This is a genomic window from Pseudomonas sp. PA-7-1E (assembly GCF_021605325.1).
Classification (GTDB): domain Bacteria; phylum Pseudomonadota; class Gammaproteobacteria; order Pseudomonadales; family Pseudomonadaceae; genus Aquipseudomonas; species Aquipseudomonas fluorescens_BV.
Genome location: NZ_WKFA01000007.1, coordinates 46,694 through 71,389 on the forward strand (window position 1 = coordinate 46,694; position 24,696 = coordinate 71,389).

Sequence of the window (24,696 nt, forward strand, 5' to 3'; positions counted from 1 at the left end):
AACACTGCGGTCACTGTTATGAGTAAAGCTGATGCATTCGCACAGGCGGGTAAAACCGCTGTGTTGCAGAACATCCACGGCACCCTGCAATTCCTGCAACGCTTCCCGCCGTTCAACCAGATGGAACAGGCGCACCTGGCTTTCCTGGTGGAACAGTGCCAACTGCGTTTCTACGGCCCCGGCGACAGCATCCTCAAACCGTCGGGCGGCCCGGTCGAGCACTTTTATATCGTCAAGCAGGGCCGGGTCGTGGGTGAGCGCCCAGACTCGGCGGACACCACCTTTGAAATCGCCACCGGCGAATGCTTCCCCCTTGCCGCCCTGCTGGGTGAGCGCGCGACCCGTACAGAACACAAAGCCGCTGAAGACACCTTCTGCCTGCAATTGAACAAACCGGCCTTTATCAAACTGTTCGCGCTGTCCAGCCCGTTTCGTGATTTCGCCTTGCGCGGGGTCAGCAGCCTGCTCGACCAGGTCAACCAGCAGGTACAGCAAAAAGCCGTGGAAACCCTCGGCACCCAATACTCCTTGAATACCCGCCTGGGTGAATTGGCCATGCGCCACCCGGTCACCTGCAGCCCGCACACACCGTTGCGCGAAGCGGTGACCTTGATGCACGAACAGCAGGTCGGCAGCATTGTGATCGTCAACGAACACAAGGCACCCCTGGGCATCTTCACCCTGCGCGATCTGCGCCAGGTGGTCGCCGATGGCGCCAGCGACTTCAGCCAGAGCATTGCCGGGCACATGACCCAGGCGCCGTTTTACTTGAGCCCGGAGCACAGCGCTTTCGACGCAGCCATCGCCATGACCGAGCGACATATCGCCCATGTGTGCCTGGTGCAAGACCAGCGCCTGTGTGGCGTGGTCTCCGAGCGTGACTTGTTTTCCTTGCAGCGTGTGGACCTGGTGCACCTGGCCCGCACCATCCGCAACGCGCCCCGGGTGGAAAACCTGGTGGCGATTCGCGGTGAAATCGGCCAGTTGGTGGAGCGCATGCTCGCCCATGGCGCCTCATCCACCCAGATCACCCACATCATTACGCTGCTCAACGACCACACCGTGTGCCGGGTGATCGAGCTGACCCTCGCGGAAAAAGGCGACCCCGGTGTGCCCTTCAGTTGGCTGTGTTTTGGCAGCGAAGGCCGCCGCGAACAAACGCTGTACACCGACCAGGACAACGGCATCCTGTTCGAGGCCAAGGACGCCGTCGAAGCCGCCGAAAGGCGTGAGCGCTTGCTACCGCTGGCGCAGCACATCAACCAAAGCCTGGCGCTGTGCGGCTTCAGCCTGTGCAAGGGCAATATCATGGCCGGCAACCCCGAGCTGTGCTTGTCCCGCGTGGAGTGGGCGCGGCGCTTCGGCGCGTTCATTCGTGAAGCGACGCCGGAAAACCTGCTGGGCTCAAGCATCTATTTTGACTTGCGCGTGGTATGGGGCGACGAGCGCGGGTGCGAGCAACTGCGTCAGGGCATTCTCGATCAGGTGGCGGATAACCGCTTGTTCCAACGGATGCTGGCCGAAAATGCACTACTGCGACGCCCGCCGGTGGGGCGTTTTCGCGAGTTCGTGCTGACCCGCAAACATGGCGAAAAGGCCACCCTCGACCTCAAGGTGCAGGGCCTTACACCTTTTGTAGATGGCGCGCGCCTGTTGGCCCTGGCTAATGGCATCCACGCCAACAACACCCTGGAACGCCTGCGCCAGTTGGTGGACAAGGCCGTGATCGACCCCCTGGATGGCGCCGCCTATGAAGAGGCCTACCACTTTATCCAGCAGACCCGCATGCAGCAGCACCAATTGCAGACCCGCGAGAACCTGCCCTATTCCAACCGCGTCGACCCCGACAGCCTCAACCACCTGGACCGGCGCATCCTGCGTGAGTCCCTGCGCCAGGCCCAACGCCTGCAAAGCAGCCTGAGCTTGCGGTATCAGCTATGAGTTTGTTTGGCTGGCTGCGTGCCAAAAAACCTGGGCTCAACGCTGCGCAACAGCAGCGCCTGGAACAGTTACCCAAGCCCGCCGAAGTGGGCAACGGCCCATTGCGCAGCCAGCGCTGGGTAGTGGTGGACCTGGAAACCAGCGGCCTGAACCTTCACCGCGACCAGGTGCTGTCCATCGGCGCCGTGGTCATCGAAGACGGTGCGGTGGATTTCTCCCAACTGTTCGAACGCACCCTGCAGCGCAGCGACACCAAGCTCAGCCCCAGTGTGCTGATCCACGGGCTGGGGCCCAGTGCAATCGCCGCTGGCAGCGACCCGACCGAGGCGTTGCTGGATTTCATGGCGTTCGTGGGCGACAGTCCGCTGCTGGCCTTCCATGCGCCGTTTGATCAACACATGCTGTGCCGGGCGCTCAAGGACAGCCTGGGTTATCGCCTGGCCCATCCGTTCATGGATGTAGCAGACCTGGCCCCGCTGTTATGCCCAGAGGCCCATATCCGCGAAGCCGGACTGGACGACTGGCTCAACCACTTCAGGCTACAGGCCGGCGAACGCCACCATGCCAGCGCCGATGCACTGGCGACGGCGGAGCTGATGTTGATCCTGTTCAGCCGGGCGCGGCAGCAACAGATCGATACGCCCCAGGCGCTGAATGAGCGTTTGGCCCAATGGAAACGACGCAAACAGTCCCCTTCCCTTTAACGCTTCGCGCCCGACGCGGAGCATCGCGGGATGCATTCCTACGCAGAGCGCGGGAACGATCACCCGACAGACGCCAATTGCGCCCACCCTACGCCTCTGACACAATCGCGAATAATTCTCGTTAGTTTAAACCTTATTCGGTGATGCCTTGTCGTCGGTCCATACCCCACGCAGTGAGCTTGTTGGTGCGTTGTATCGCGACCACCGTGGCTGGCTGTTGGCGTGGCTGCGACGTAATGTGGCGTGCCCAAGCCGTGCCGAAGACCTGAGCCAGGACACCTTCATGCGCCTGCTGGGCCGTGATGAGTTGCGCGAGCCCCGCGAACCGCGGGCGTTCCTGGTGGCCATCGCCAAGGGTTTGCTGTTCGACTATTTCCGTCGTGCGGCCCTGGAACAGGCCTACCTCACCGAATTGATGCTGATCCCGGAAAACGAACAGCCTTCGCCGGAAGCCCAGCAACTGATCCTCGAAGACCTCAAGGCCATCGACCGCCTGCTCGGCAAGTTGTCGAGCAAGGCCCGCGCCGCGTTCCTCTATAACCGCCTCGACGGCCTGGGCCATGCCGAGATCGCCCAGCGCCTGGGGGTTTCGGTGCCGCGCGTGCGCCAATACCTGGCCCAGGGCATTCGCCAGTGCTACATCGCACTGTATGGCGAGCCGTCGTGACCGCGATCGGCTCCAAACCGGTGTCGTCGCGCGTGCTGGATGCCGCGATTGCCTGGCAACTGTCCCTCGACTCGGGCGACGGCAGCGCGGTGGAACAGGAAGAGTTCAGCAAGTGGCTGGCCAGCGATGAGGAACACGCTCGCGCCTGGCGCCAGTTGGGCATGCTCGACCAGCGTTTCAGTGTGGCCTCGGGCCCGGCTCGGGCGGCGCTGCTGCAGTCGCGCCACGGCATTCGCCAGCGCGTGCTCAAGCTGGGCCGGGGCCTGGCCAGTATCGTGCTGGTGTGCGGCCTGGCGCTGTTTGCCGGTGAGCGTTACGTGCCTATTCACTATTGGCTGGCCGACCAGCGCACCGCCACCGGTGAACAGCGCACGCTGAAGCTGGCGGACGGCACGCGAATAAACCTCAACACCCACAGCGCCATTGATGTGCGCTTCGACGAAACACGCCGCTTGATCGTGTTGCAGGCAGGCGAAATTCTCGTCGAAACCGGCCACGACGATTCGCGCCCTTTCTACGTGCAAACCCGCGACGGCAGCCTGCGGGCGCTGGGTACCCGGTTTATCGTCAAGCGCGAAGACGACGCTACGCGCCTGAGTGTGTTGCAGTCTGCCGTGGCCGCCCAGCCCGAGGCGCTGCACCAGGAACAAGTGTTCAAGGCGGGCCAGCAAGTGCTGATGCGCAGCGACGGGCTCGGGCCACTGTTGGCCGTCACCCCCGCCACCGATGCCTGGACCCGCGGCATGCTGGTAGTGGACAACGCTCGGCTGGGGGATGTGATCGAGGAATTGGCGCGCTATCGCACCGGCTACCTGGGGGTGGATAAGAACGTGGCCGACCTGCGCATCACCGGCAGTTTCCCGCTGCACGACACCACGTTGGCATTGAATGCGCTGTTGCCGACTTTGCCGGTGCAGATCGAGCAGCACACGCCGTGGTGGGTGACCGTCAAGGGTAAGCCTTAGGCTTGATCGTTCCCACGCTCCGCGTGGTAATGCAGCCCGGACGCTCTGCGTCCCAGGCCGTGACGCAGAGCGTCACACGAGGCGTTCCCACGCGGAGCTTGGGAACGATCACAGCACACCGCAAAAAATATTTTCACCCGGCCCTATCACTTTTCGATTCTCGCTCGGCACCTAGGCAATTGAGAAATATTTCCATTCAGGAGCCGCCCTTATGTCCCGCACGCTAGACACCTTGTTGCGCCCCAGCCTGTTAGCCGTGGCGATCGCCCTCAGCGCCCCGCTCGCCAGCACCCCGCTGATCGCCGCCGAACAAGCGTCCAGCGTGCGCGCCTATAACCTGCCCGCTGCGCCCCTGGCCACCACCCTGAACCAGATCGCCAGCCAGGCCGGCCTGGCGCTGACCCTCAACCCCGCACTCGCCGCCGGCAAGACCTCGGCGCCGGTCAAAGGCCAGTTCGATGCGCAGGGCGCGTTGCGTGAGGCCTTGCGCGGTACTGGCTTGCAGTTGGAACAAAGCAGTGTGGGCACTTACACCCTGATGCCGGTTCCGGAGGGCGTCGTTGCCTTGCCGACCACCAACATCACCGGCCAAGGCAGCTATGAAAGCGCCTGGGGGCCGGTGGATGGCTATGTCGCTACTCGAACAGCGGCGGGCACAAAGACTGATACTCCTATCGCCGAGCTGCCCCGTTCCGTCACGGTCATTACTCGCCAGCAAATGGAAGACCGCTCCGTTCTCAACCTTAATGACGCCCTGCGCTACACGGCCGGCGTGCAGAGCAGTGGCTATGGCTCCGATTCGCGCAGTGATTGGTTACTGGTTCGCGGTTTTGTCCCGACCCAATTCCTCGATGGTCTGCCTTTGCCCAAGGGTAACTACGCGACGCCGAAAATCGATACTTGGAATCTGGAACGCATCGCCGTGCTGCGAGGCCCCGCTTCGTCGGTCTACGGGCAAACCCCACCCGGCGGCTTGCTGGATATGGTTAGCCGTCGCCCCGAGGCCGAAAGCTCAAACGAAATTGAAGTGCAGGCAGGCAGCAACAACCACAAGCAGATCAACTTCGATAGCACCGGCAAAATCGACGACGAAGGCCAGTTCCTCTACCGAATCAGTGGCGTCGTGCGCGACAGCAATACGGCGGTGGACCACATCCCGGACAAGCGGTACAACGTTGCGCCCAGTCTCACGTGGAATATCAACGACGACACCAGGCTGACCTTGCTCACACAATTTACTCGCGACGATACCGGTATCACCGGTCAGTTCCTGCCGCTGCAAGGCACCAAATTGAGCTCGCCAGCCGGCAAGATTTCCCATCATAAGAACCTGGGCGATCCCGACTGGGAGTTCTACGACCGTACTTACTATGCACTGGGCTACGCGTTTGAAACGCGCCTGAACGACACTTGGCAGTTCCGCCAGAACCTGCGCTATACCAAGAACGACTTGTCGTTCCAGGGCCTTACCGCAGGGGGAGCGTTTTTCCCGAATGGCCCGGAAGCTGCGGTCGATGCCGACGGCAACGTGAGCCGCTCCGCCGGCAAGGTCGATGAGGACATCGGCCAGTTCGCAGTCGATAACAATTTTCAAGCTAACTTCCAGACCGGTCCTGTAAGTCATACCCTATTGCTTGGTCTCGACCACCAGCGCTCCGACAGCAATGCCCGCTGGCTATGGGGTTCAGCCGGTGTACCCACCATTAACTTCAATCGACCGGTGTACGGACAGGACTTTTCCAAGGTCCAGTACTTCACCATGTATGACTACAACCAAAAAACCCAACAGACCGGTCTGTACGTTCAAGACCAAATGGCCCTCGATAACTGGCGCTTGACCCTCGGCGGACGTGAAGACTGGGTACACACTGGCACTACCTTCCACAACATCAACGACGCCACCAATACTCAACGTGACAAGCATTTCAGCGGTAACGCGGCGTTGAGCTACGTCTTCGACAATGGCATTACTCCGTACCTGTCTTACGCCGAGTCATTCCAGGCGGGTTCAGGCACTCAAGTAGCCAGCACAGGGGCTTTCAAGCCAACTGAGGGCAAGCAATACGAAGCAGGCGTCAAATACCAACCACCGGGCACCAAAGCCTTGTATACCGCAGCGGTATTCGACCTGACTCAACAAAACACCTCGGTTACAGAAGGCAGCATCACGCGCCAAGTTGGCGAGGTTCGGGTTCGCGGCCTGGAACTCGAAGCCAGTGCAGACGTTACTGAAAGCCTAAAGCTGGTGGGTTCCTATACCTATAACGATAGCGAAATCACCCAAGGCGCAGTCGCTGAAAAAGGAAATCGTCTGAACCAGTTGCCTCGCAACCAAGCCACAGGATGGGCCGACTACACTTGGCGCAGCGGCCCGCTGGACGGTTTCGGTGTAGGTGCGGGCGTACGGTATGTCGGTGATACTTACGGCAACGCTGCCAACACCGAGCTCGGCCACGTAGGGTCCTATACCGTTTACGACGCCTCGGTGCATTACGACCTTGGCCGTGTAAGCAATGTCATGAAGGGCGTAACGGTGGCCGTCGACGCCAAGAACATCTTCAACAAGGACTATCTGTCCACCTGCGATGGTTTCTACTGCTACTACGGCGACCAACGTAACGTCGTAGCCAGCGTGAACTACAAATTCTAAGACGGTGAAAAACCGCTGATAAAGGGCTGCCTGAACCGCGGCCCTTTTGCCTTTGGAGCCGTGATGAAAAGCAAAACCATCCGCCGCTGGTCCTTCATCCACACCTGGACCAGCCTGATCTGCACCGTATTCCTGCTGCTGCTCGCCCTCACCGGCCTGCCGTTGGTGTTTCACCACGAGATCGACCACCTGCTGGGCAATGAGCCCGAACTGGCGCAGATGCCTGCCGATACGCCCCGGCTCAACCTTGAGCAGCTTGTAGCCAAAGCCCAGGCCCATCGCCCCGGCGAGGCCATGCAGTACCTTGCCTGGGACGAAGACGACAATAACGGCGTGATCGCGATCATGGCGGCCACAGCCGGTACTGAGCCGAACTCGTCGCACACCTTCATGCTCGATGCACGCACTGGCGAAACCGTCGAAATGCCGTCTGCCAATGGGGGCTTCACTCTGTTCCTGCTGCGCCTGCATGTGGATATGTTTGCCGGCCTGCCCGGCAAGTTGTTGCTGGCGTTCATGGGCCTTCTGTTTGTGCTGGCGATTATCTCGGGCACGGTGTTGTACCTGCCCTTCATGCGTCGCTTGAAGTTCGCCACCGTGCGCCAGGACAAGTCCACTCGCCTGCGCTGGCTCGACCTGCATAACCTGATCGGCGTGGTCACTTTGACCTGGGCGCTGGTAGTGGGGGTAACCGGCGTGATCAGCGCCTGCGCCGACTTGATCATCGCGGCGTGGCGCGAGGACAGCCTCAGCGCCATGATCGAACCCTACAAGAACGCCCCGCCACTGACCCAACGCGCGCCCGCCACGGAGCTGTTGAGCATTGCCGCCAAGGCCGCGCCCGGTATGGAGCCGGACTTTATCGCCTTCCCCGGCACGCGTTTTTCCAGCGAACATCACTACGCCGTGTTCATGAAGGGCAGCACCCACCTGACCTCCCATTTGCTGACACCGGTGCTGATCGACGCCAGCACCCTGGCCGTCACCGCCATCGCCGAACGGCCGTGGTACATGGATGCCATGGGCATGTCCCAACCCCTGCATTTCGGTGATTACGGCGGCATGCCGATGAAGATTTTGTGGGCGGTGCTGGATGTGCTGACCATCATCGTGCTGGTGAGCGGCATTTACTTATGGATCGTACGGCGCAAGGCGGCCAAGGTATGAAGCCACGGCAGTCGAATTTCTGGAAGGTCTTTGCCATACCGCTGGGGATTGGCCTGCTCAGTGCCGCCGGGTTGTTTGCGGCGTTGCTGGGCGATGGGTGGTGGGATTCGTTGAGTTGGATCGGGCTGGGCATACCCGCGGCCATTGCCGTCTACAAACTACTGTAGGAGCGAGCTTGCTCGCGAAAAACCTGAGAGCACCGCGTTAAACCAGGCGAGCTGCGTTATCGTTGGCGTTATTCGCGAGCAAGCTCGCTCCTACAGAGGAATGCCCATGTCCGCCCCCAGCATGACCTTGTTCCACAACCCCGCTTCGCCCTTCGTGCGTAAAGTGCGCGTGCTGCTGATCGAGACCGGCCAGCAGGATCGTGTGGCCCTGCACGCGTGCCTGCCCACGCCGGTCAACCCGGATGCCGAAGTGCTGCAAGGCAACCCCGTGGGCAAGATCCCGGCCCTGCGCCTGGCCGACGGTTCGGTATTGCACGACAGCCGGGTGATTCTCGACTATCTCGACCACCAGCATGTCGGCAACCCGCTGATCCCCCGCGACGGCTCGGCCCGCTGGCGGCGCCTGACCCTGGCCTCGATGGCTGACGGCATCATGGATGCCGCCGTGCTGGTACGTTACGAGACCGCCATGCGCCCGGTGGAGAAACACTGGCACCAATGGTTGGACGAACAGCGCAACAAGATCCGCCGCGCCCTCGCCGAACTGGAGCGAGACGCCATTGCCGAACTGGCCAGCCACTTCGACATCGCCGCCATCAGCGTGGCCTGTGCCCTGGGCTACATAGACTTTCGTCACCCGGATCTGCAATGGCGCATAGATAACCCCAAGCTCGCCGCCTGGTACGCCGAAGTCAGCCAGCGGTCTTCGATGCACCAGACCCAACCCCCGGTTTGACCAGCCCCCTGCAGGAGCGAGCTTGTTGTGGCGAGGGAGCTTGCTCCCGCTCGACAGCGCAGCTGGAGCCGGCTTTATCAGGGGCGCTTCGCACCCCAGCGCAAGCAAGCTTGCTCGCCACAACAAGCTCGCTCCTACAGTGAAAGGTGGCGTTGGTGAGGAAGTCGACCATCCTCGCTTTCATCTGCTGATCTTCGCGCAATCCGATCATTGCCCTTGCTCCACCTTGCGTTTACCCACCCCGTACCAATCCAGTTTGCGCGTCAGCACCATCACCGTGCCCAGCAGGCCAAACAGCAGCAGCGAGCCCATCAACAGCGCGTAATCCTCGGCACTGAGCAAGCCGTACAGCAAGCCATACAACGCCGCCAGCCCGGCCGAAAACCCCAGGCCGTGGGCGACGCTACGCAGCACATGGCATACGTAGAAGCCGATCAACACCACACAGGCGCTGGCGGATATCAGGTAGGCCAGGGCAAAGCCCAGATGCTCGGACAACGACAACAGCAGCAGGTAGAAGAACGCCAGCGCCACGCCCACCAGGGCGTACTGGATAGGGTGCACCGCCAGACTCTTGAGCACCTCGAAGAGAAAGAAGCCGGCAAAGGTCAGGGCGATAAACAACAGCGCATATTTGATCGCCCGATCGCTCTTGAGGTACTGGTCTACCGGGTCGATGAAGTTCACCCCAAAGCTGCGGTTGCTGAAGTCTTCACAGCCTTGCCCGTCCAGGCAGTTCTGCAGGGCTTGTTCGAGGTTGGTGGAGAAGAATGTCGTCTGCCAATTGGCGCTGAAGCCCTGGTCGGTCACCTCACGTTGAGCCGGCAGGAAGTTGCCGACAAAGCTCGGGTGCGGCCAGTTGGACGCCAGTGTTACCTGGCTGGTCTTGCCCACCGGCACCACTTGCAGTTGCTCGGTGCCTTGCAGGCGCAGGTCGAAGGCGAACTCCAGCACGGCGGGTTTCTTGCCGTCCTGCGCCGGCAGCGTCACATGCACGCCCTCGCCCAGCCAGTCGACTTGGGAGCCTGGCGAGAACTCCAGCCGCTGGTCACCCAGCTCCAGTTTCAGCGCGTTTTCAATACCACGAATATCACTGATGCCCACCGCCAGAAACGCCGGCTCAAAGCGGTAGTCGGCAAAGTCTTCGGTGATCCCCAACTGCGCCGGCAAGTCGAAACGCCCGCTGATACGGTTGTCGGCATGGAACAGCCGCGCCTGGTAAATGCCCCGCGCACGCAGTTCGGTTTGCACCTTGCCGTCGAGCTCAAACCGGTCCGGCAGGAAATACAGACGGCCGCGTTCTTCACGGGTTTCTTCGTAGCGCTTGTTGAGCTTTTCATTGAGCTTCCACTCACGCACGGTCTTGCGATACGGCACCACCATCACCGGCCCGGTGAGGCGCTGGGCAAAGCTCGAACTGCGGGCAATGTCCATCAGTACGCCGTCGCGCAGCTGCTGGCGGTCGCTGATGATGCCGTTGATCATCAGCAACGGAATCAGCAACAGCAGGATCAGCAGCGCAATCGCGCCCAATTTGAAAAGCAGGTTGCGGTTCATGGGTCTCTCCCTGTTTTGATGGGGAGAGTCTGCCCAGTGGGTATGGGAGATTTATGTGGGCAATGTGGAGACTGTGTGGAGATGCAGCACCGCTTGCACGCCGCCCGGTACGTTGTCGATCTGCAACGAGCCGCCGTGCAGCTTCATCACCTCCTCGACAAAGTTGAGCCCCAGGCCCGTACTTTTGCGCCCGCTGGCCGGGCGCGGCAGCGAGTAGAAGCGCTCGCTCAGGCGCGGCAAGGCGTAATCGGGAATCGCCTCAGCCTGGTTGAACAGGCTGACCTGCACCTCGTTATGCCGCACCTGCGCGCTGAACCTCAGCGTGCCGCCGGGAGGGGTGAAATCCAGAGCATTGTCGAGCAGGTTACCCAGGGCCTGGCGTAGCAGGAAGGGTTCGCCAAACACCCGCACATCGGCGGCGATGACCTGCTCGACGTGCAAGCCAGCGCCTTCGGTCCGCGCACATTGAGCCTTGAGCACATCCTCAACCAGGGCGGCCAAAGGAATGCTCGACTGCTCTTCCAGACCTTGTCGCTGCTCCACCTGGGCCAGGTTCAACAGGCGTTCGATCAACTGTTGCAGGCGCGCACTTTCGCTGTCGATATTGCCGACAAACCGCTGCTGCTGCTCGCGGCTCATGTCACCCTGCAACAGCTCTGCTGCACCGCGAATCGCCGCCAACGGGCTCTTCAGTTCATGGGTCAGCGTATGCACGTAGCGCTCTACGTAAGCCTTGCCTTCCAGCTGCGTGCGCATGTGTTCCACGGCGGTGGATAACTGCTTGAGCTCGCCGCCGCGATAATGCGGCAACTCCGCGCGGCGGCCCTCGCTCACGGCTTCGGCATAGGCGGTAAGGCGCCTGAGGGCCGCCGTCAGCCACCACGACAATAGCGCGCCCAGCAGCAGCCCCAGGGTGACCAGCCCGGCGCCGTACCACAGCAGGCGCCGCTCGGTGCGATCCACGTAGGGTTGCAACGAGCTGTTGGGCTTGGCCACCGTGACCACGCCGATGATCTGGCCGTTATCGCGAATCGGCGCCCCCACGTGCATCACCGATGAGGTGGGGTCGTCTGCATCGCTGCGGGTGGAGCGCGCACCGTATTCGCCGCGCAGGGTCAGGTACACGTCGTTCCATTTCGAATAGTCCTGGCCGACTGCTTCACCGCTGGAATCGAGCAATACCCTGCCTGTAGCGTCGGTCACATAGATGCGATGGTTGACCTGGTTTTTCGGAAGCCCCCAGATCACCGCACCCGGCTGACGGTTGCCATAGGCCTTGAGCAGCTTTGGCCAATGGCTCTGGCCGAGGGTGCCGTTTTTAACGTCTGCACGCAGGATTTCAGCCAGCAGGTTGGCGGTGTCCACCAATGTTTCTTCGGTGGACTGGCGCACGCCGGGGCGGATTTCCTTCATCACGGTGTTGAGCACGAAGTAGCCGGTCAGGCCGATAAACAGCGCATACACCAGGAAAATCCGCAGCCCAAGACGCATCAGCTGTGGCTCGGGCTGTAGCTATAGCCGAGGCCACGATGGGTCTGGATCGGCTCGGCATCCGCCGCCACACTCCTGAGTTTGCTGCGCACACTCTTGATATGGCTGTCGATATTGCGCTCGTAACCGGCATCAACGGTTACGCCCACCGCGTCCAGCAGTTGCTCGCGGCTGAACACGCGCTCGGGTTGGTCCAGCAGACTTTGCAGCAGGCGGAACTCATGCCGCGTGAGGCTCAAGGGTTGGCCGCGATAGAGAATCTGCATGCGTTCCAGATCCACTTGGAACAGGGTTGGCGCCACACCCGGGCCGACCCGCTTGAGAATCGCCCTGACCCGCGCCGCCACTTCCCGCGGGCTGAAAGGCTTGACCACATAATCGTCGGCACCGATCTCCAGCCCCACCACCCGGTCGATCTCCGCATCCCGGGCACTGAGGAACATCACCGGCACTTCGCTGAAGCGGCGCAATTGCTTGCAGGTTTCAAAGCCGGTGATGTCCGGCAGGCCGATGTCGAGGATGACCAGGTCGGCCGGGGTCTGGCGCTGATGCTCCAGCGCCGCCTGGCCGAGCGTCAGCCAGGTGGTGGTGAAGCCTTCGCCTTGCAGGGCAAAGATCAGCGTGTCGGCTATCGCCGCTTCGTCTTCGACAATCAGGATGTGCGGCATGGGTTCAATCAGCAGTCCGGTTTGTCGGCAGTGTAGCGACGTGCCGGGTTTACCGCAGCGCCAAATTCACGCAGGGCCTTGGCGCCGATCAGCAGCGGGTAGTTGAAGCTGCTGCGGTCGGTGAGGTTGACCTCGACGGTGCGCTTGACGTCGCCCAGGCACATCTCCAGATCGATCACCGGGCGCTTGGCCACACTGGCTTCGTCCTTGTCATCATCTTCGTCGGCGCGGCTCTTGATCTTGCTGATGCGCGACACCTTGTGCTCATAGACCTTGTTACCCGCGTCTTCACCGCCGAGGCGGAAGCGCACCCAGTCATCGCCGTCGCGCTGAAAGGTTTCGATGTCGCGCGCCGACAGCGAGGCGGTCAGCGCGCCGGTGTCCATCTTGGCCTTGAACGTCTGGCCGATCTCCGGCAACTGGATGTATTCGTAGCGACCGTAGAGGGTCGGTTCGGCGGCCATGACAGGCACAGCAACCAGGGCGAACGCGGCAAGGAGCAATTTCACGGCAGGATTTCCTCGAAAGAAGTGGGCGGAGTCTAGACCGCAAACACAGCACTTAGTTGGATGACCGAGCATATCGCGCACAGTGTGAAACATTCGTCGGGCAATTTGCGATTTGGCCTCTAGACTCACCTTGCTTATCATGGCCCGCCCACAGAATTCCAAGAGTTGCTTATGCGCCGCCTGCTCACCGGCTGTCTGGTTACACTGCTGCTGTTATTCAACACGCTGATCCTGATCGGCCCCTTGATGGTCTTCGCCCTGCTCAAGCTGGTGGCGCCAGGGCGCTCGCGTGACTATGCCTCATGGGCGGTTATGTGGATCGCCGAGACCTGGGCCGAGATCGACAAGCTGATCTTCTCGCTGTGCATTCCAACCCAATGGGATATTCGCGGCGGTGAGGACCTGCGCAGGGACACCTCCTACCTCGTCATCAGCAACCATCAATCCTGGGTGGATATCCCGGCGCTGATCCAGGCGCTGAACCGGCGCACGCCGTTCTTCAAGTTCTTCCTGAAAAAAGAACTGATCTGGGTGCCCTTCCTCGGCCTGGCCTGGTGGGCGCTGGATTACCCCTTCATGAAGCGCTACACCAAGGCATTCCTGGCCAAGCACCCGGAGCTGGCGGGGCAGGATCTGAAAATCACCAAAGAGGCCTGCGAGCTGTTCAAGCGCCAGCCGGTCACGGTGGTCAATTACCTGGAGGGCACGCGGTTCAACGAGGCCAAGCGCAAGCAGCAGGCCTCACCGTTTACCCGATTGCTCAAGCCCAAGGCGGGCGGCGTGGCATTTGTGCTGGCGGCGATGGGCGAACAACTGGACGCGATCCTCGACGTGACCGTGGTATATCCGCAGCAAAAGATTCCGGGGTTCTGGGACTTGATCAGCGGCGCAGTGCCGAAGGTGATCGTGGATATCCGTACCCGCGAACTGGACCCGGCGTTGTGGCAAGGGGATTACGAGAACGATCCGGCGTTTCGCCAGACCGTCCAGAACTGGGTCAACCAGCTCTGGATGGAAAAGGATGCGCGCATCGAACAACTGCGCCAAGAGCCTTAGCTGCCGGTACCCCAGGCCTGAGCCAATTTGCCCAGCACGGAACTGCTGGCGCCCTCGCCTCCCAGGTATTTCAGGATCACCGGGGCAAACTGGCCGACCATGCCGCTGTCCATGCCCAATGCGCTGAAGGCGGTGTTCAAGTCATTGGTGCTTTTCACGTTGCCCAACAGGCCGTCCAGGCCGCTGGTCTTGCTGCCACCGGTTTGGCCGAGCATCCCGCTCAGGGCACCGAGGCTGCCCAATGCGTTATTACCTGACAACTTGTCGAGGCCCGGTACAGTGCTGCTCAACTGCGAGAAGTCATTGCCGCTCAGTTTGTTCTTGGCCAGGCCCAGCATGGCGCCCGTGCCGCCCACTGCTTGCTCGGGGGTGATGTTCAGTTGCGAGGTCAAGGCCGTCAGCAGGTCGGCCGTCTCCGAGGTGGGCGCGGCGGCGGCAGCCTTGTTGTTGCCACCCTGCATGCCGGAAATGGCATTGGCTGCATCGCCAAGGCTGAAACCTGCGGCGAACACCGGGCCGGCGGCCACGGTCAACAGGCAGGACAGGGCAAAACCGCGTGAAATCTTCATCGAAACAACCTCTGGGTATAGGGGTAAACGCAGGCGTTGGACTGGGTATCCCGTCGGTTGTTCCGGAGCCCCTGAGGAACCCATCGGGGATAAGCGGGTCCATGAACTGACTACAAAATTTGTCGAGAAGAGACTTATGACTGCGATCCAACCCCCAGTGATTGAGCACAAGCCTGCGTTCTGGAGCCGCCCTCGCCTGTTCATCGGCGCCTGTGCGGTAGTGGTTGCCGGTATCGGCGGCGCGCTCTACACCCAGGACAGCGTCAAATCCGCGGCGACATTGGTGACCACGACCCAGCAGCCAGCCGCACAAATCATGGCCCACAAGGATTACCTGGAAGTGCAGCCGATTGCCTCCACGGCGCCAGCACCGGACCAAAGCCTTGAACTCTGGGCGATTCCCAAAGACGGCACACCGGTATCCCTTGGCCTGCTGCCGGAGGATGGCAAAGGCATCATCGGCCTGAATCCGCGCCAGCAAGAAAGCATCAGCAAGCCGGTGGAGCTGATGGTGAGTTCGGAAACCAAGGGTGGCTCGGTGAGCAAGCAACCGACAGGGCCGACGGTCTACCAAGGCGCCCTGGCCACGCGCTAATCACCGGCTGACACTCGGTTTAAATGTAGGAGTGGGCTTGCCCTGATGCCGATCTGTTAAGCGAACGCAATGTTCAAAGCAACAAAGATCAAATGTGGGAACTGGCTTGCCTGCGAAAGCGATAATGCAGTGACTGACACATCGCCTTCGCGGGCGAGCCTGCTCCCAGAGATGGTCTCATTTGCAGACTCACCGCCGACCCGTTGCATGTCCCGTAAACTGCTGTAGCAGCTTCCAAGGAACCTAACCCGTGTAACGCCCCACCCAGATCGGCCTCCCAACGCAGAGCAGGGAGGACTACCTCGTGGACAAGGAGTTATAACGATGATCGGATGGGTACCTAATCTCTTTTCCCTAGTCACCGCCTACAACCTGCCAGCCAGCAACGCAGCCGTCGACACGGGCCAATGCCCTGCCGTCAGCGACATCCATTCAAAACCCTACACAGACCCCGACCTGCCGCCGCCCTATGGCGAGGGCTATCAGTATTCAGCCCAAACCCAAGGCAAAACATGGACGGGGCAAACCGCCGGGACCAACGATGATTTTCTGGACCCGGAATACGCACTGCAGGCAGAAGCCATCAACGTGCGCGACGGTAAGGTGCACTGTGATTACGGTGGAAAACGTTTGATAAAAAACGGTGAGGTGGCCGATCCCTATTTGCGGTTGACGGCGCTTAAGTGATGCAAAGGGCGACTCGCAGGTCGCCCTTTGTTTGCTTGCGCATCAACTGGCAGTTTCCAAAGAACCTGTAGAAGCGGGTTTGCTGGAAATAGCAAACCTCAGACAAGTCCTACTTAACTAACAATAGAAAACTATCAGACTGCAGCCAACCCGTTCTAACAACAACCAAGCCACGGGCCAGGCCCCTCACGAAGTGCCGAAAACAGCAATGAATTTTTCGGAGAACGACATGTTTAAATCCTTCTTAAAACCCGGACTACTTGCAATTGCGCTGTTCGGCCTTCCGGCCGTTGCAAGTGCGAGCGGGTTAGCGAGCGCTATCGGCACCATCACTGTTCCGATTGGAAACTCTTTCTCAAATCAAGCTGTCACTGAATCAGCATTTTCTCATTCATGCAGCACTGGGAAGTTTGTCGGCTACGTTCAAGGCGTTATTGCCGGTAGCGGAAGTACCATACATTACGTGCGCGTAGACAGGTACCGAATTGTGAAAACCGACGGGCACACCGACAGAAGCAAAGCCAATGTCAATATAAAGACCGTCAGCCGAAATGGAACCCGCGTGACAAAGTCAGCAGATGCCATGAAGCAGGACAGGCAATGGCATGATTTGAAAATGGCCAACTATAACCCCGGTTTGCGAAGTGCAGAAATTGAGATGATATTTGATAAGTCCGGGTCCGACCCTAGATGCTTTATCTCGATCTAAGTCGCTGATTGTTCGCCGCTGGTGCTCTTGCATTTACAAAAGCACCGGCGTCAGGCACCTAGCCCAATGAAAAGACAACTCGCACACGGTTTTTTGTTTGCATGCGAACAGTCAAATACATTGTCGCCATCCCGCCTCCTTTATCGAACATCCTGAACTTCAAATGCTCGTGATTCCTGCCCCCCCGCTCGCCCTCTCGCTGCAGGGCGTATGCAAGCATTATCAACTTGCCAAACAGCCCATCTCAATTCTTGAGAACATAAACTTGCAGATAAACGCAGGTGACCACTGTGCCGTACTTGGCACTTCGGGCTCAGGTAAGAGCACATTACTTAACATACTCGGCCTCTTGGACCGGGCTGATGAAGGGCGGTATGAGTTTTACGGACACGACACATCCAAGGCGACACCGGATCAATTGGCCGTGTTACGCAACCGACACCTAGGTTTCATCTACCAGAACTTCAACCTGATGCCACGCCTCAGCGCACTGGACAACGTCGCCTTGCCTCTCTCCTACCGTGGCCTTGGCCGGCGAGTAGCCCTGCAGCGTGCCATGCACAGACTCGACCAGGTCGGCCTCAGCCACCGGGCACATCACCTCCCCGCCGATCTGTCTGGCGGCCAACGACAGCGAGTCGCAATTGCGCGAGCTCTCGTGGGGGAGCCTTCCCTGATTCTCGCGGACGAGCCCACTGGCAATCTGGACAGCCGCACGGCAAACGACATTCTGGAATTGTTGCTGGCAATCAATCGTGAGCACCGCGTCACGCTGATTGTCGTTACCCATGATTTAGACATCGCCGCGCGCCTGGACAGACAAATCTTCGTTCAGGACCGAACCCTGCGTGAGCACGAACCGTGTCAGAACTGATGAGCGGCGGGAGCCAAACTTTTCGCGACCTGATACATGACGTCAGAACCAACCTGCGGACCTTGGGCAAACGCGCAGTGCTCACCCTTCTCGGCGTCGTCATGGGGAGCTGCTCGGTGGTCGCCCTCATCAATATCGGTCACAACGCCGCCGAAGAAGCCGCTGCAATCTTCCAGGGAATGGGTGTCGATACACTAGTTGCACAGGTTTCAAATGCCGCAGATACGAGGCAAACCTCGCCGCTGCCCGCAGGCATTACTCAACTGCGCAATAAAGTCCCTGATTTAGTGAACATTGCACCCGTTGCCCTGATGGGCAACTCAGTGACGTTCAAGGGGCGCGACATTTCTATCCAACTGATCGGCTCAACGCCCCCACTGAAACAGGCGTTGGGCTTGGAAGTGCATGAAGGGCGTTTTCTGAGCGAATTCGATGACCAAGCCACTCATGCAGTGATAGGCCGCCAGCTCGCCGATGAACTCTCCAGCGCTGGCACGCCGGTGCGCATAGGCGACACACTACGAGTGCAACATGCACTGTTCCAAGTCATAGGCGTTCTGCATCCACGGTTTGCGTCGGCGATTGCTCCGTTCGACCCCAACACCTCCATGTTTATTCCACTGCAAGGTGTCCGCCGACTACAAGCTTGGGCGCCAGTCACCCACGTTTTCGCACGTGCTCCGGGCGCGCGTCCTATTGGTAGCGTGGCGTCCGACTTCAAACACGGATTAAGACAGCTATTTCCCGGCCAGGACATCGACGTTCTGGTCCCCCAGCAGATCATCGACGGCCTGTCCCAACAGAATCGAACCTTCACCTATCTGCTAGCCGCCCTCGCTGGCATTTCGCTTATCACCAGTGGTGTCGGGGTGATGAACGTCATGCTGATGAGCATCGCGCAACGGCGCCGAGAAATCGGTTTGCGCATGGCCATGGGCGCTCGTCCCCGCGATATCCGCAACCTGTTCATGATCGAAGCACTGACCTTGACCACCTTGGGAGCACTTACCGGAGCCATCCTGGGCGTCGGCTTGGCCCTCATTTATGCCCGTGTATCGGGATGGAGCTTCGCGCTGTCGCCAATGTCGGTGCCATTGGGCATTGGCAGCGCGATAGTAGTCGGTATGTTTTTTGGGCTTTACCCCGCCCTTTCCGCCTCGCGGCTACAACCTGTGGAAGCGCTGCGTGAAGACGAGTAGATACCTGGTGCTGACCGCAGCGTTTTTCTTGTGTGTCCAGAATACCAAAGCCTCCTCGCTGTTAAGCGAGCAGACTATCGGCATGAGTCTGGCGGATGCCCTTTACCTTGGCCTGCGCAACAACCGTGAAATACGCAGCGCTTACTTGCAAAGGGAGGGCCAAAAATTCGACCTGCGCGTGGCTGAAGACGCGTTCAAGCCAAAACTCTTGCTCAAGAGTGAATACACAAACATCAGAAGCAGCGAAGACCAAGCTCGTCAACTCGCACTTACCCCCACGGCTACGTTGCTCGGACAGTACGGCACGCGCTTGAACGTGGGATGGACCCAGCAGCTCAACCATTCCGAGCAGGTGGGCCACCTGCGCAGCGACGGGATAAACCTGGAAATAATCCAACCGTTATTGCGCGGATCCGGCCCGGATGTCACCACCGCCCCCCTGCGGCTCGCAAGACTGTCAGAGCAAGCCAACCGCCTGAACCTCAAGGCGAATATTTCTCAAACGGTCTCCACCATCATCACAACCTATCGGGAGCTGATCAGGGCTCAGGAGCAACTGGGCATCGTCCAGGCGTCGCTTCAAAGGGCGCAGGCCTTGTTGACGGTGAACAAAGCACTGATCAACGCCGGGCGCATGGCTCAATTTGAAATCGTGCAGACCGAAGCTGACATCGCCGTCCAGGAACTGAGTGTCGAAGAAGCGCAAAACCAGCTAGATATTCAACGCCTCGCCCTGCTGCGCCTGCTGGCACTGGATTTGTCCACGAACATTCAGGCCACCGAGGCCGTACAGGCAACTCCCCTGGAGGTCGATCTGCCACAAGCCATTCACCTGGCGCAAGCTCAGCAACCTCAGTACCTCTCCACATTGCTCAATGGCCAGCAGGCCGCGTTGGACATGATCCTCGCCAAGGATGCCGCTCGCTGGGACCTCTCTCTGGTGGCGGGTGCCAGTCAGGTGCGTGAGCACCCAGGCACCGGCTCTGCTCGGCGCTGGGAAAGCTATACCGGCCTTCAGTTGGAAATCCCCATCGGCGACATCAGCACCCGCCAAGCGCAGACACGTGCGCGTATCAATGTAGAACAACAGCAGTTGCTAATCGCCGACGCCCGTCAAGAATTGGAACGCAACGTCAGCAACGTAGTGCGCGAACTGGGCACCCGCTGGCGTCAATATGAAATCGCCCTGCGTGCCAACGAACTGTCCACGCGCAAGCTGGACATCGAGCGCGAAAAACTCAGCGTCGGGCGCTCCAGCAATTTTCAAATCATCAGTTTCGAAAACGATCTGCGCGATGCGGAAAATGCACGTATCAACGCACTCATCGCTTATCTGAACGCCCAGACGCAATTGGACGAAACCCTCGGCATGACCTTGGAAAAATGGGAGATTGCACTTGAAGGCCCACACTGAAAAGGCCTGTCACTCGCACTATTGGCGCATAGGTTCGATGATGCTGATAGCGTTGATTGGCGCTGCATTGATCGTGAAAAAAGTTGCGATTGCGCCGCCCCCCGCACCGCAATGGGTGAGCGTGCAAACCAAGCCAATGACACTACATATCGGCCTGGTCGGAAAATTCGAGCCTATCCAAACCATAGTGCTCAACGCACCATTCGAAGGCGTTATCCAGTCCCTCGAAGCCGAACAGGGCCAGTGGGTACAGAAAGGCCAAGCGCTTCTGAGCATGGACCCTACGCTGATCGAGCTGCAGTTACGCGAAGCCCTGTCCGGGCAACTCAAAGCCCAACGAACCGTGCACGAGTTGAACAATTGGGAAAATGGCACTCAAGTCACACGAGCGCGTCGTGCGTTACGCACCGCCGACATCTCACTGAGCAACCTGGAAGGCAGGCTACGAGAAAACCGCCATCTGTTCGAACGCGGCATTATTGCGCGCAACGAACTTGACGAACTGGAGCAGCAAACGAAGTTGCAACGACTTGAACGCAGCAGCGCTCAAAACGAGCTGAACGCGTTATTAGACGAAGGGAAAGGGCAGGCTCGGCAGATTGCCGAAATGGAGCTGACCAATGCCACGGTGAGGTACGAACAGCTGCAACGGTTGATTGCCAAACAAGTCGTGGTAGCACCGTTCACCGGCGTTATTGTTCCTGTAAATGCCGCACAAGGGGCCGAAGTAACGCCTCTCGTACAGACCGGCTCAAGGGTCAGTCAGAATCAGGCTCTGCTGGGTTTGGCCAATACCGAAACACTGAAGATCGTCACTACGGCATCCGAGCTGGATATCAACCAGCTGCAACCGGGACAGCGCGTTGAAATCCTGGGTGATGGATTTCTCGGCGAGCCGCTGCTTGGCCATGTGCAAGCGGTCGGCAACCTGGCCTTGCCCAGCGATGACCCCGGTGACAGTGCACTGTTTCCCGTCACACTGAGCGTGGCGGCATTGACGCCAGGACAGGCCAAGCGTATCCGTCCCGGTATGAGCGCACGCCTGAACATCACGGCCTACCACAATGAACAGGCCATCATCGTGGCGCCCGAAGCGATAAGCCAGGAAGGCAGTGAAATGGTCGTGATTTACCGTAAAGGCGAGGGCCAGCCGATTGAACGCCGGATCGTAGAGGTGGGCCATGCCAACGCCGAGGGCGTAGAAGTTTTTGGTCTTGCACCCGGGCAGGTGAGCCTTGGCAGCTCATCGCGAGAATGATGCGCGTCTTTGTTAAACAAAGGGCGACCCGCGGGTCGCCCTTTGTTTGCTTTGCCTTTACGCCGCACTGAACAGCTTGTGCGGATCAATCACAAACTTCTTCGGTACACCCGCATCGAACTCGCCATAGCCACGTGGCGCATCATCAAGGCTGATCACCTGCACGCCGACGATCTCAGCGATGTTGATACGGTCCCACATGATCGCCTGCATCAGTTGGCGGTTGTACTTCATCACTGGCGTCTGCCCGGTGTGGAAGCTGTGGGATTTGGCCCAGCCCAGACCAAAGCGAATGCTCAGGCTGCCCATTTTTGCGGCGGCATCGACAGCACCTGGATCTTCGGTCACATACAGGCCTGGGATACCGATCTTGCCTGCCACACGTACCACGCCCATCAGCGAGTTGAGCACGGTGGCTGGGGCTTCGGCCTTGACGCCGTCGTGGCCGTGGCCGCGTGCTTCGAAGCCCACGCAGTCAACGGCACAGTCCACTTCGGGCTCGCCCAATAGCGCGGCGATTTGTTCGTGCAGCGGGGTGTCGGTGGACAGGTCGACCACTTCAAAACCCTGAGCCTTGGCGTGGGCCAGGCGGATCGAGTTGACGTCGCCGATGATCACCACCGCTGCACCCAGCAAGCGAGCGGAGGCGGCAGCCGCCAGACCCACCGGGCCGGCACCCGCGATGTAGACAGTGCTGCCTGGGCCGACGCCGGCAGTAACAGCGCCGTGGTAGCCAGTGGGCAGGATGTCGGAGAGGCAGGTCAGGTCACGGATTTTCTCCATGGCCTTGTCACGGTCCGGCAGTTTCAGCAGGTTGAAGTCGGCATACGGCACCAGCACGTACTCGGCCTGGCCGCCGGTCCAGTCGCCCATGTCCACGTAGCCGTAGGCGCCACCGGCACGGGCCGGGTTGACGGTCAGGCATACGCCGGTGTGTTGCTCTTTGCACGAGCGGCAGCGGCCGCACGCGACGTTGAACGGCACGGACACCAGGTCGCCGATTTTCAGGTTCTCGACGTCGCTGCCCTTCTCGATGACTTCACCGGTGATTTCATGACCGAGCACCAGGCCGGTCTGGGCGGTGGTACGGCCGCGCACCATGTGTTGGTCGGAGCCGCAGATGTTGGTGGAGACCACGCGCAGGATGACGCCGTGTTCAATCTTCCTGCCACGGGGGTCCTGCATTTTGGGATAGTCGATTTTCTGTACTTCGACCTTGCCGTTGCCGAGATACACGACACCACGATTACCAGACATGCTTTCACCTCGCTGTTGTTTTTATGGAACTGCGTTGCCCTTGGGGCAGCGCGTTAAGTGCTCGGGTACAGATGCTGTTTCTTGTGTTGCTTGTAAGGGCCTCATCGCAGGCAAGCCAGCTCCCACAGTGGATCGGGTTCACACATCCAGGAATGGGAGCTGGCTTGCCTGCGATAGGGATCTAAAGAACGACGGTGCGATTGGCGTTCAAGAACACCCGCCGCTCGATGTGATACCCCACCGCCCGCGCCAATGTGAGCCCTTCGATATCCCGCCCCTTGGCAATCAAATCTTCGGGATAGTGGCTGTGATCCACCACTTCCACGCCCTGGGCGATGATCGGCCCTTCATCCAGATCGTTGTTGATGTAATGCGCCGTGGCGCCCACCAGTTTCACACCCTTGTTGTACGCCTGGTGATAAGGCTTGGCGCCCTTGAAGCCCGGCAGCAACGAGTGGTGAATGTTGATGGCCTTGCCGTCCAGCTTGCGGCACAGCTCCGGTGACAGCACCTGCATGTAGCGCGCAAGGATCACCAGTTCGGCGCCGGTGTCTTCCACCACTTGCCACACCTGGCGCTCCTGGGACGGTTTGTCGTTGGGGTCGAGGGGGAAATAGTAGTAGGGAATCTGGTGCCAATCAGCCAAGGGTTTCAGATCGGGATGGTTGGACACCACCGCGACTACATCCATCGACAACTGGCCGATGCGCTGGCGATACAGCAGGTCGTTGAGGCAGTGATCGGCCTTGGAGACCATGATCACCACTTTGGGCCGGTAGTTCGGCGCCGTCAGTTCGAAGATCATGCCAAAGGCTTCACCACGGGTGGCCAAGCCATCCCGGAACGCCTGCTCGTCAAAGCCGTCAGGCTGACGGAACTCAACACGAATGAAAAACCGACCCGAGAGGCGGTCATCAAACGAATGGTGCTCGGTGACGTAGCAGCCTTGCTCAAACAGGTAGCGGGTGACCGCGTCCACCGTGCCGAGCACGCTGGGGCAGTCGGCGGTCAAAATCCATGTATCGGGTGCGCGGCTCATGGGTCACTCCTCAGGCTGATCGTTCCCACGCTTTGCGTGGGAATGCCGCCATGGACGCTCTGCGTCCGCTTTTGGGACGCAGAGCGTCCCGGTATGCATTCCCACGCGGAGCGTGGGAATGATCATCATGCGACAACGCTCAGGCCGAACTCAGCCGAGGCATCCTGCAACCACAACCACCAGTAATCCGAGAAGCTGCGACGGATCAGCAGTTCCCAGGTGTCTTCAGCCGTATGACGGATCACCAGTTGCGACTTGGCGAACACCGTACCCACGGCTTTGCCGACCGGAAAGTTGTTGGGGTGTACGTCGTAGCTGGTGGACTTCATCAGCACATCGCGCACATTCGGGCCGCTCAGTTCAAGAATCTGCTGGCCGCCGCTGACGTTGACGATCTGGATATGCAGGTCGCCCAGGGCGGCGCGCAGGTTTTGCTCGGCGGCAAACTCTTCACCGCTCGGCACAATCAACAGCCACTCATCCGGGCCGAGCCACTGAAGGCTGGTTTCACCTTTGAAGACCACGCTCAGCGGGCCGGGCAGTTCGATACCGACGGCCTTGTGCACGCCGGCGGCGAAGGCGGCATCATGGCCATCGCCGCGGATAGTCAGGTGGCCGAGGAGTTTCTTTTCACGCACGGTCACGCCGGCGTTCTTGCGGCCCTTGCCGACCAGGCTTGCGAGGTCGGCATGGTGCAGCGACGACTCGGCCTTGGCGCCGGTGGTGGGGCGTTGTTGGTAAACATTGGCTGCTGTCATAAAGCACCTGTTCTGAATTCTGTTGATCGTTCCCACGCTCCGCGTGGGAATGCCGCCAT

General features: G+C 59.9%; 24 protein-coding genes. 16 read left to right on the plus strand and 8 right to left on the minus strand.

Annotated features, from left to right (window positions below; translation table 11 throughout):
- Positions 1-18: 18 nt before the first annotated feature.
- From GIW79_RS06795 to GIW79_RS06830, 8 genes are all read left to right on the plus strand, one after another.
- Positions 19-1,941, plus strand: a complete 1,923-nt coding sequence (locus tag GIW79_RS06795) for a putative nucleotidyltransferase substrate binding domain-containing protein (RefSeq protein WP_181124778.1) — start codon at positions 19-21, stop codon at positions 1,939-1,941.
- Entirely contained in the window at positions 1,938-2,645 is a 708-nt protein-coding gene (locus GIW79_RS06800) for a 3'-5' exonuclease (RefSeq protein WP_236452390.1), read from the plus strand. The genes GIW79_RS06795 and GIW79_RS06800 overlap by 4 nt, the downstream gene beginning before the upstream one ends.
- Positions 2,646-2,793: 148 nt before the next feature.
- Positions 2,794-3,312: an RNA polymerase sigma factor gene (locus GIW79_RS06805; protein WP_034128860.1), complete on the plus strand. Its 519-nt coding sequence runs from the start codon at positions 2,794-2,796 to the stop codon at positions 3,310-3,312.
- A complete protein-coding gene (locus tag GIW79_RS06810; protein ID WP_236452391.1) occupies positions 3,309-4,277 on the plus strand; it encodes a FecR domain-containing protein in 969 nt (322 codons plus the stop codon). Before GIW79_RS06805 ends, GIW79_RS06810 begins: the two co-directional genes overlap by 4 nt.
- Positions 4,278-4,488: 211 nt before the next feature.
- A complete protein-coding gene (locus tag GIW79_RS06815; RefSeq protein ID WP_236452392.1) occupies positions 4,489-6,927 on the plus strand; it encodes a TonB-dependent siderophore receptor in 2,439 nt (812 codons plus the stop codon).
- A 63-nt stretch (positions 6,928-6,990) separates the two neighbouring features.
- Positions 6,991-8,094: a PepSY-associated TM helix domain-containing protein gene (locus GIW79_RS06820; RefSeq protein WP_034128863.1), complete on the plus strand. Its 1,104-nt coding sequence runs from the start codon at positions 6,991-6,993 to the stop codon at positions 8,092-8,094.
- Positions 8,091-8,261 carry a hypothetical protein gene (locus GIW79_RS06825; RefSeq protein WP_087149549.1) on the plus strand — a complete coding sequence of 57 codons (171 nt, stop codon included), beginning with the start codon at positions 8,091-8,093 and terminating at the stop codon, positions 8,259-8,261. Before GIW79_RS06820 ends, GIW79_RS06825 begins: the two co-directional genes overlap by 4 nt.
- Before the next feature lie 106 nt (positions 8,262-8,367).
- Positions 8,368-8,997, plus strand: coding sequence for a glutathione S-transferase N-terminal domain-containing protein (locus GIW79_RS06830; protein WP_236452393.1), 630 nt, complete (start codon positions 8,368-8,370; stop codon positions 8,995-8,997).
- Between the two features lie 207 nt (positions 8,998-9,204).
- Here GIW79_RS06830 and creD read toward each other — a convergent pair whose 3' ends face one another.
- Genes creD through rloA2 form a run of 4 tightly spaced genes read right to left on the minus strand, consistent with a single transcriptional unit; the run spans position 9,205 to position 13,222 of the window.
- A complete protein-coding gene (gene creD / locus GIW79_RS06835; protein WP_072445565.1) occupies positions 9,205-10,554 on the minus strand; it encodes a cell envelope integrity protein CreD in 1,350 nt (449 codons plus the stop codon).
- 51 nt (positions 10,555-10,605) lie between these two features.
- Complete coding sequence (creC, locus tag GIW79_RS06840) at positions 10,606-12,045, minus strand: two-component system sensor histidine kinase CreC (protein ID WP_236452394.1); 1,440 nt, start codon at positions 12,043-12,045, stop codon at positions 10,606-10,608.
- On the minus strand, positions 12,045-12,713 hold the full coding sequence (creB, locus tag GIW79_RS06845) for a two-component system response regulator CreB (protein ID WP_236452396.1): 669 nt from the start codon (positions 12,711-12,713) through the stop codon (positions 12,045-12,047). Before creB ends, creC begins: the two co-directional genes overlap by 1 nt.
- An 8-nt stretch (positions 12,714-12,721) precedes the next feature.
- On the minus strand, positions 12,722-13,222 hold the full coding sequence (gene rloA2 / locus GIW79_RS06850) for a retropepsin-like aspartic peptidase RloA2 (protein ID WP_014720226.1): 501 nt from the start codon (positions 13,220-13,222) through the stop codon (positions 12,722-12,724).
- Between the two features lie 171 nt (positions 13,223-13,393).
- On the opposite strand from rloA2, the gene GIW79_RS06855 reads away from it, so the two are divergent.
- Entirely contained in the window at positions 13,394-14,278 is an 885-nt protein-coding gene (locus tag GIW79_RS06855; RefSeq protein WP_236452397.1) for an acyltransferase, read from the plus strand.
- Here the strand turns inward: GIW79_RS06855 and GIW79_RS06860 are convergent.
- Entirely contained in the window at positions 14,275-14,847 is a 573-nt protein-coding gene (locus tag GIW79_RS06860) for a DUF2780 domain-containing protein (RefSeq protein ID WP_034128869.1), read from the minus strand. The genes GIW79_RS06855 and GIW79_RS06860 overlap by 4 nt on opposite strands.
- 136 nt (positions 14,848-14,983) lie before the next feature.
- Here GIW79_RS06860 and GIW79_RS06865 point away from each other — a divergent pair, with 136 nt between their 5' ends.
- The 7 genes from GIW79_RS06865 (at position 14,984) to GIW79_RS06895 (ending at position 21,583) form a co-directional block, all read left to right on the plus strand.
- Entirely contained in the window at positions 14,984-15,442 is a 459-nt protein-coding gene (locus GIW79_RS06865) for an anti-sigma factor domain-containing protein (RefSeq protein ID WP_054896761.1), read from the plus strand.
- A 324-nt stretch (positions 15,443-15,766) separates the two neighbouring features.
- Positions 15,767-16,129: a hypothetical protein gene (locus tag GIW79_RS06870; RefSeq protein WP_054920761.1), complete on the plus strand. Its 363-nt coding sequence runs from the start codon at positions 15,767-15,769 to the stop codon at positions 16,127-16,129.
- Positions 16,130-16,358: 229 nt separating this feature from the next.
- Positions 16,359-16,838, plus strand: coding sequence for a hypothetical protein (locus GIW79_RS06875; RefSeq protein ID WP_054896760.1), 480 nt, complete (start codon positions 16,359-16,361; stop codon positions 16,836-16,838).
- Positions 16,839-17,001: 163 nt separating this feature from the next.
- The gene (locus tag GIW79_RS06880) at positions 17,002-17,712 is read left to right on the plus strand and encodes an ABC transporter ATP-binding protein (RefSeq protein ID WP_034128873.1); all 711 of its coding nucleotides are present in this window, start codon (positions 17,002-17,004) and stop codon (positions 17,710-17,712) included.
- On the plus strand, positions 17,712-18,911 hold the full coding sequence (locus GIW79_RS06885; RefSeq protein WP_181124775.1) for an ABC transporter permease: 1,200 nt from the start codon (positions 17,712-17,714) through the stop codon (positions 18,909-18,911). The genes GIW79_RS06880 and GIW79_RS06885 overlap by 1 nt, the downstream gene beginning before the upstream one ends.
- A 4-nt stretch (positions 18,912-18,915) precedes the next feature.
- Positions 18,916-20,325 (plus strand): TolC family protein, encoded by a 1,410-nt coding sequence (locus tag GIW79_RS06890; protein WP_229999336.1) that lies wholly within the window; start codon positions 18,916-18,918, stop codon positions 20,323-20,325.
- 73 nt (positions 20,326-20,398) lie between these two features.
- Positions 20,399-21,583, plus strand: coding sequence for an efflux RND transporter periplasmic adaptor subunit (locus tag GIW79_RS06895; protein WP_372241999.1), 1,185 nt, complete (start codon positions 20,399-20,401; stop codon positions 21,581-21,583).
- Between the two features lie 57 nt (positions 21,584-21,640).
- Here GIW79_RS06895 and fdhA read toward each other — a convergent pair whose 3' ends face one another.
- The 3 genes from fdhA to GIW79_RS06910 all read right to left on the minus strand — a co-directional run bounded on the left by fdhA (position 21,641) and on the right by GIW79_RS06910 (position 24,637).
- Positions 21,641-22,840, minus strand: coding sequence for a formaldehyde dehydrogenase, glutathione-independent (gene fdhA / locus GIW79_RS06900; RefSeq protein WP_014720230.1), 1,200 nt, complete (start codon positions 22,838-22,840; stop codon positions 21,641-21,643).
- A 181-nt stretch (positions 22,841-23,021) separates the two neighbouring features.
- The gene (purU, locus tag GIW79_RS06905; protein WP_236452398.1) at positions 23,022-23,879 is read right to left on the minus strand and encodes a formyltetrahydrofolate deformylase; all 858 of its coding nucleotides are present in this window, start codon (positions 23,877-23,879) and stop codon (positions 23,022-23,024) included.
- A gap of 125 nt (positions 23,880-24,004) precedes the next feature.
- A complete protein-coding gene (locus GIW79_RS06910; RefSeq protein WP_014720232.1) occupies positions 24,005-24,637 on the minus strand; it encodes a sarcosine oxidase subunit gamma in 633 nt (210 codons plus the stop codon).
- Positions 24,638-24,696: the final 59 nt, after the last annotated feature.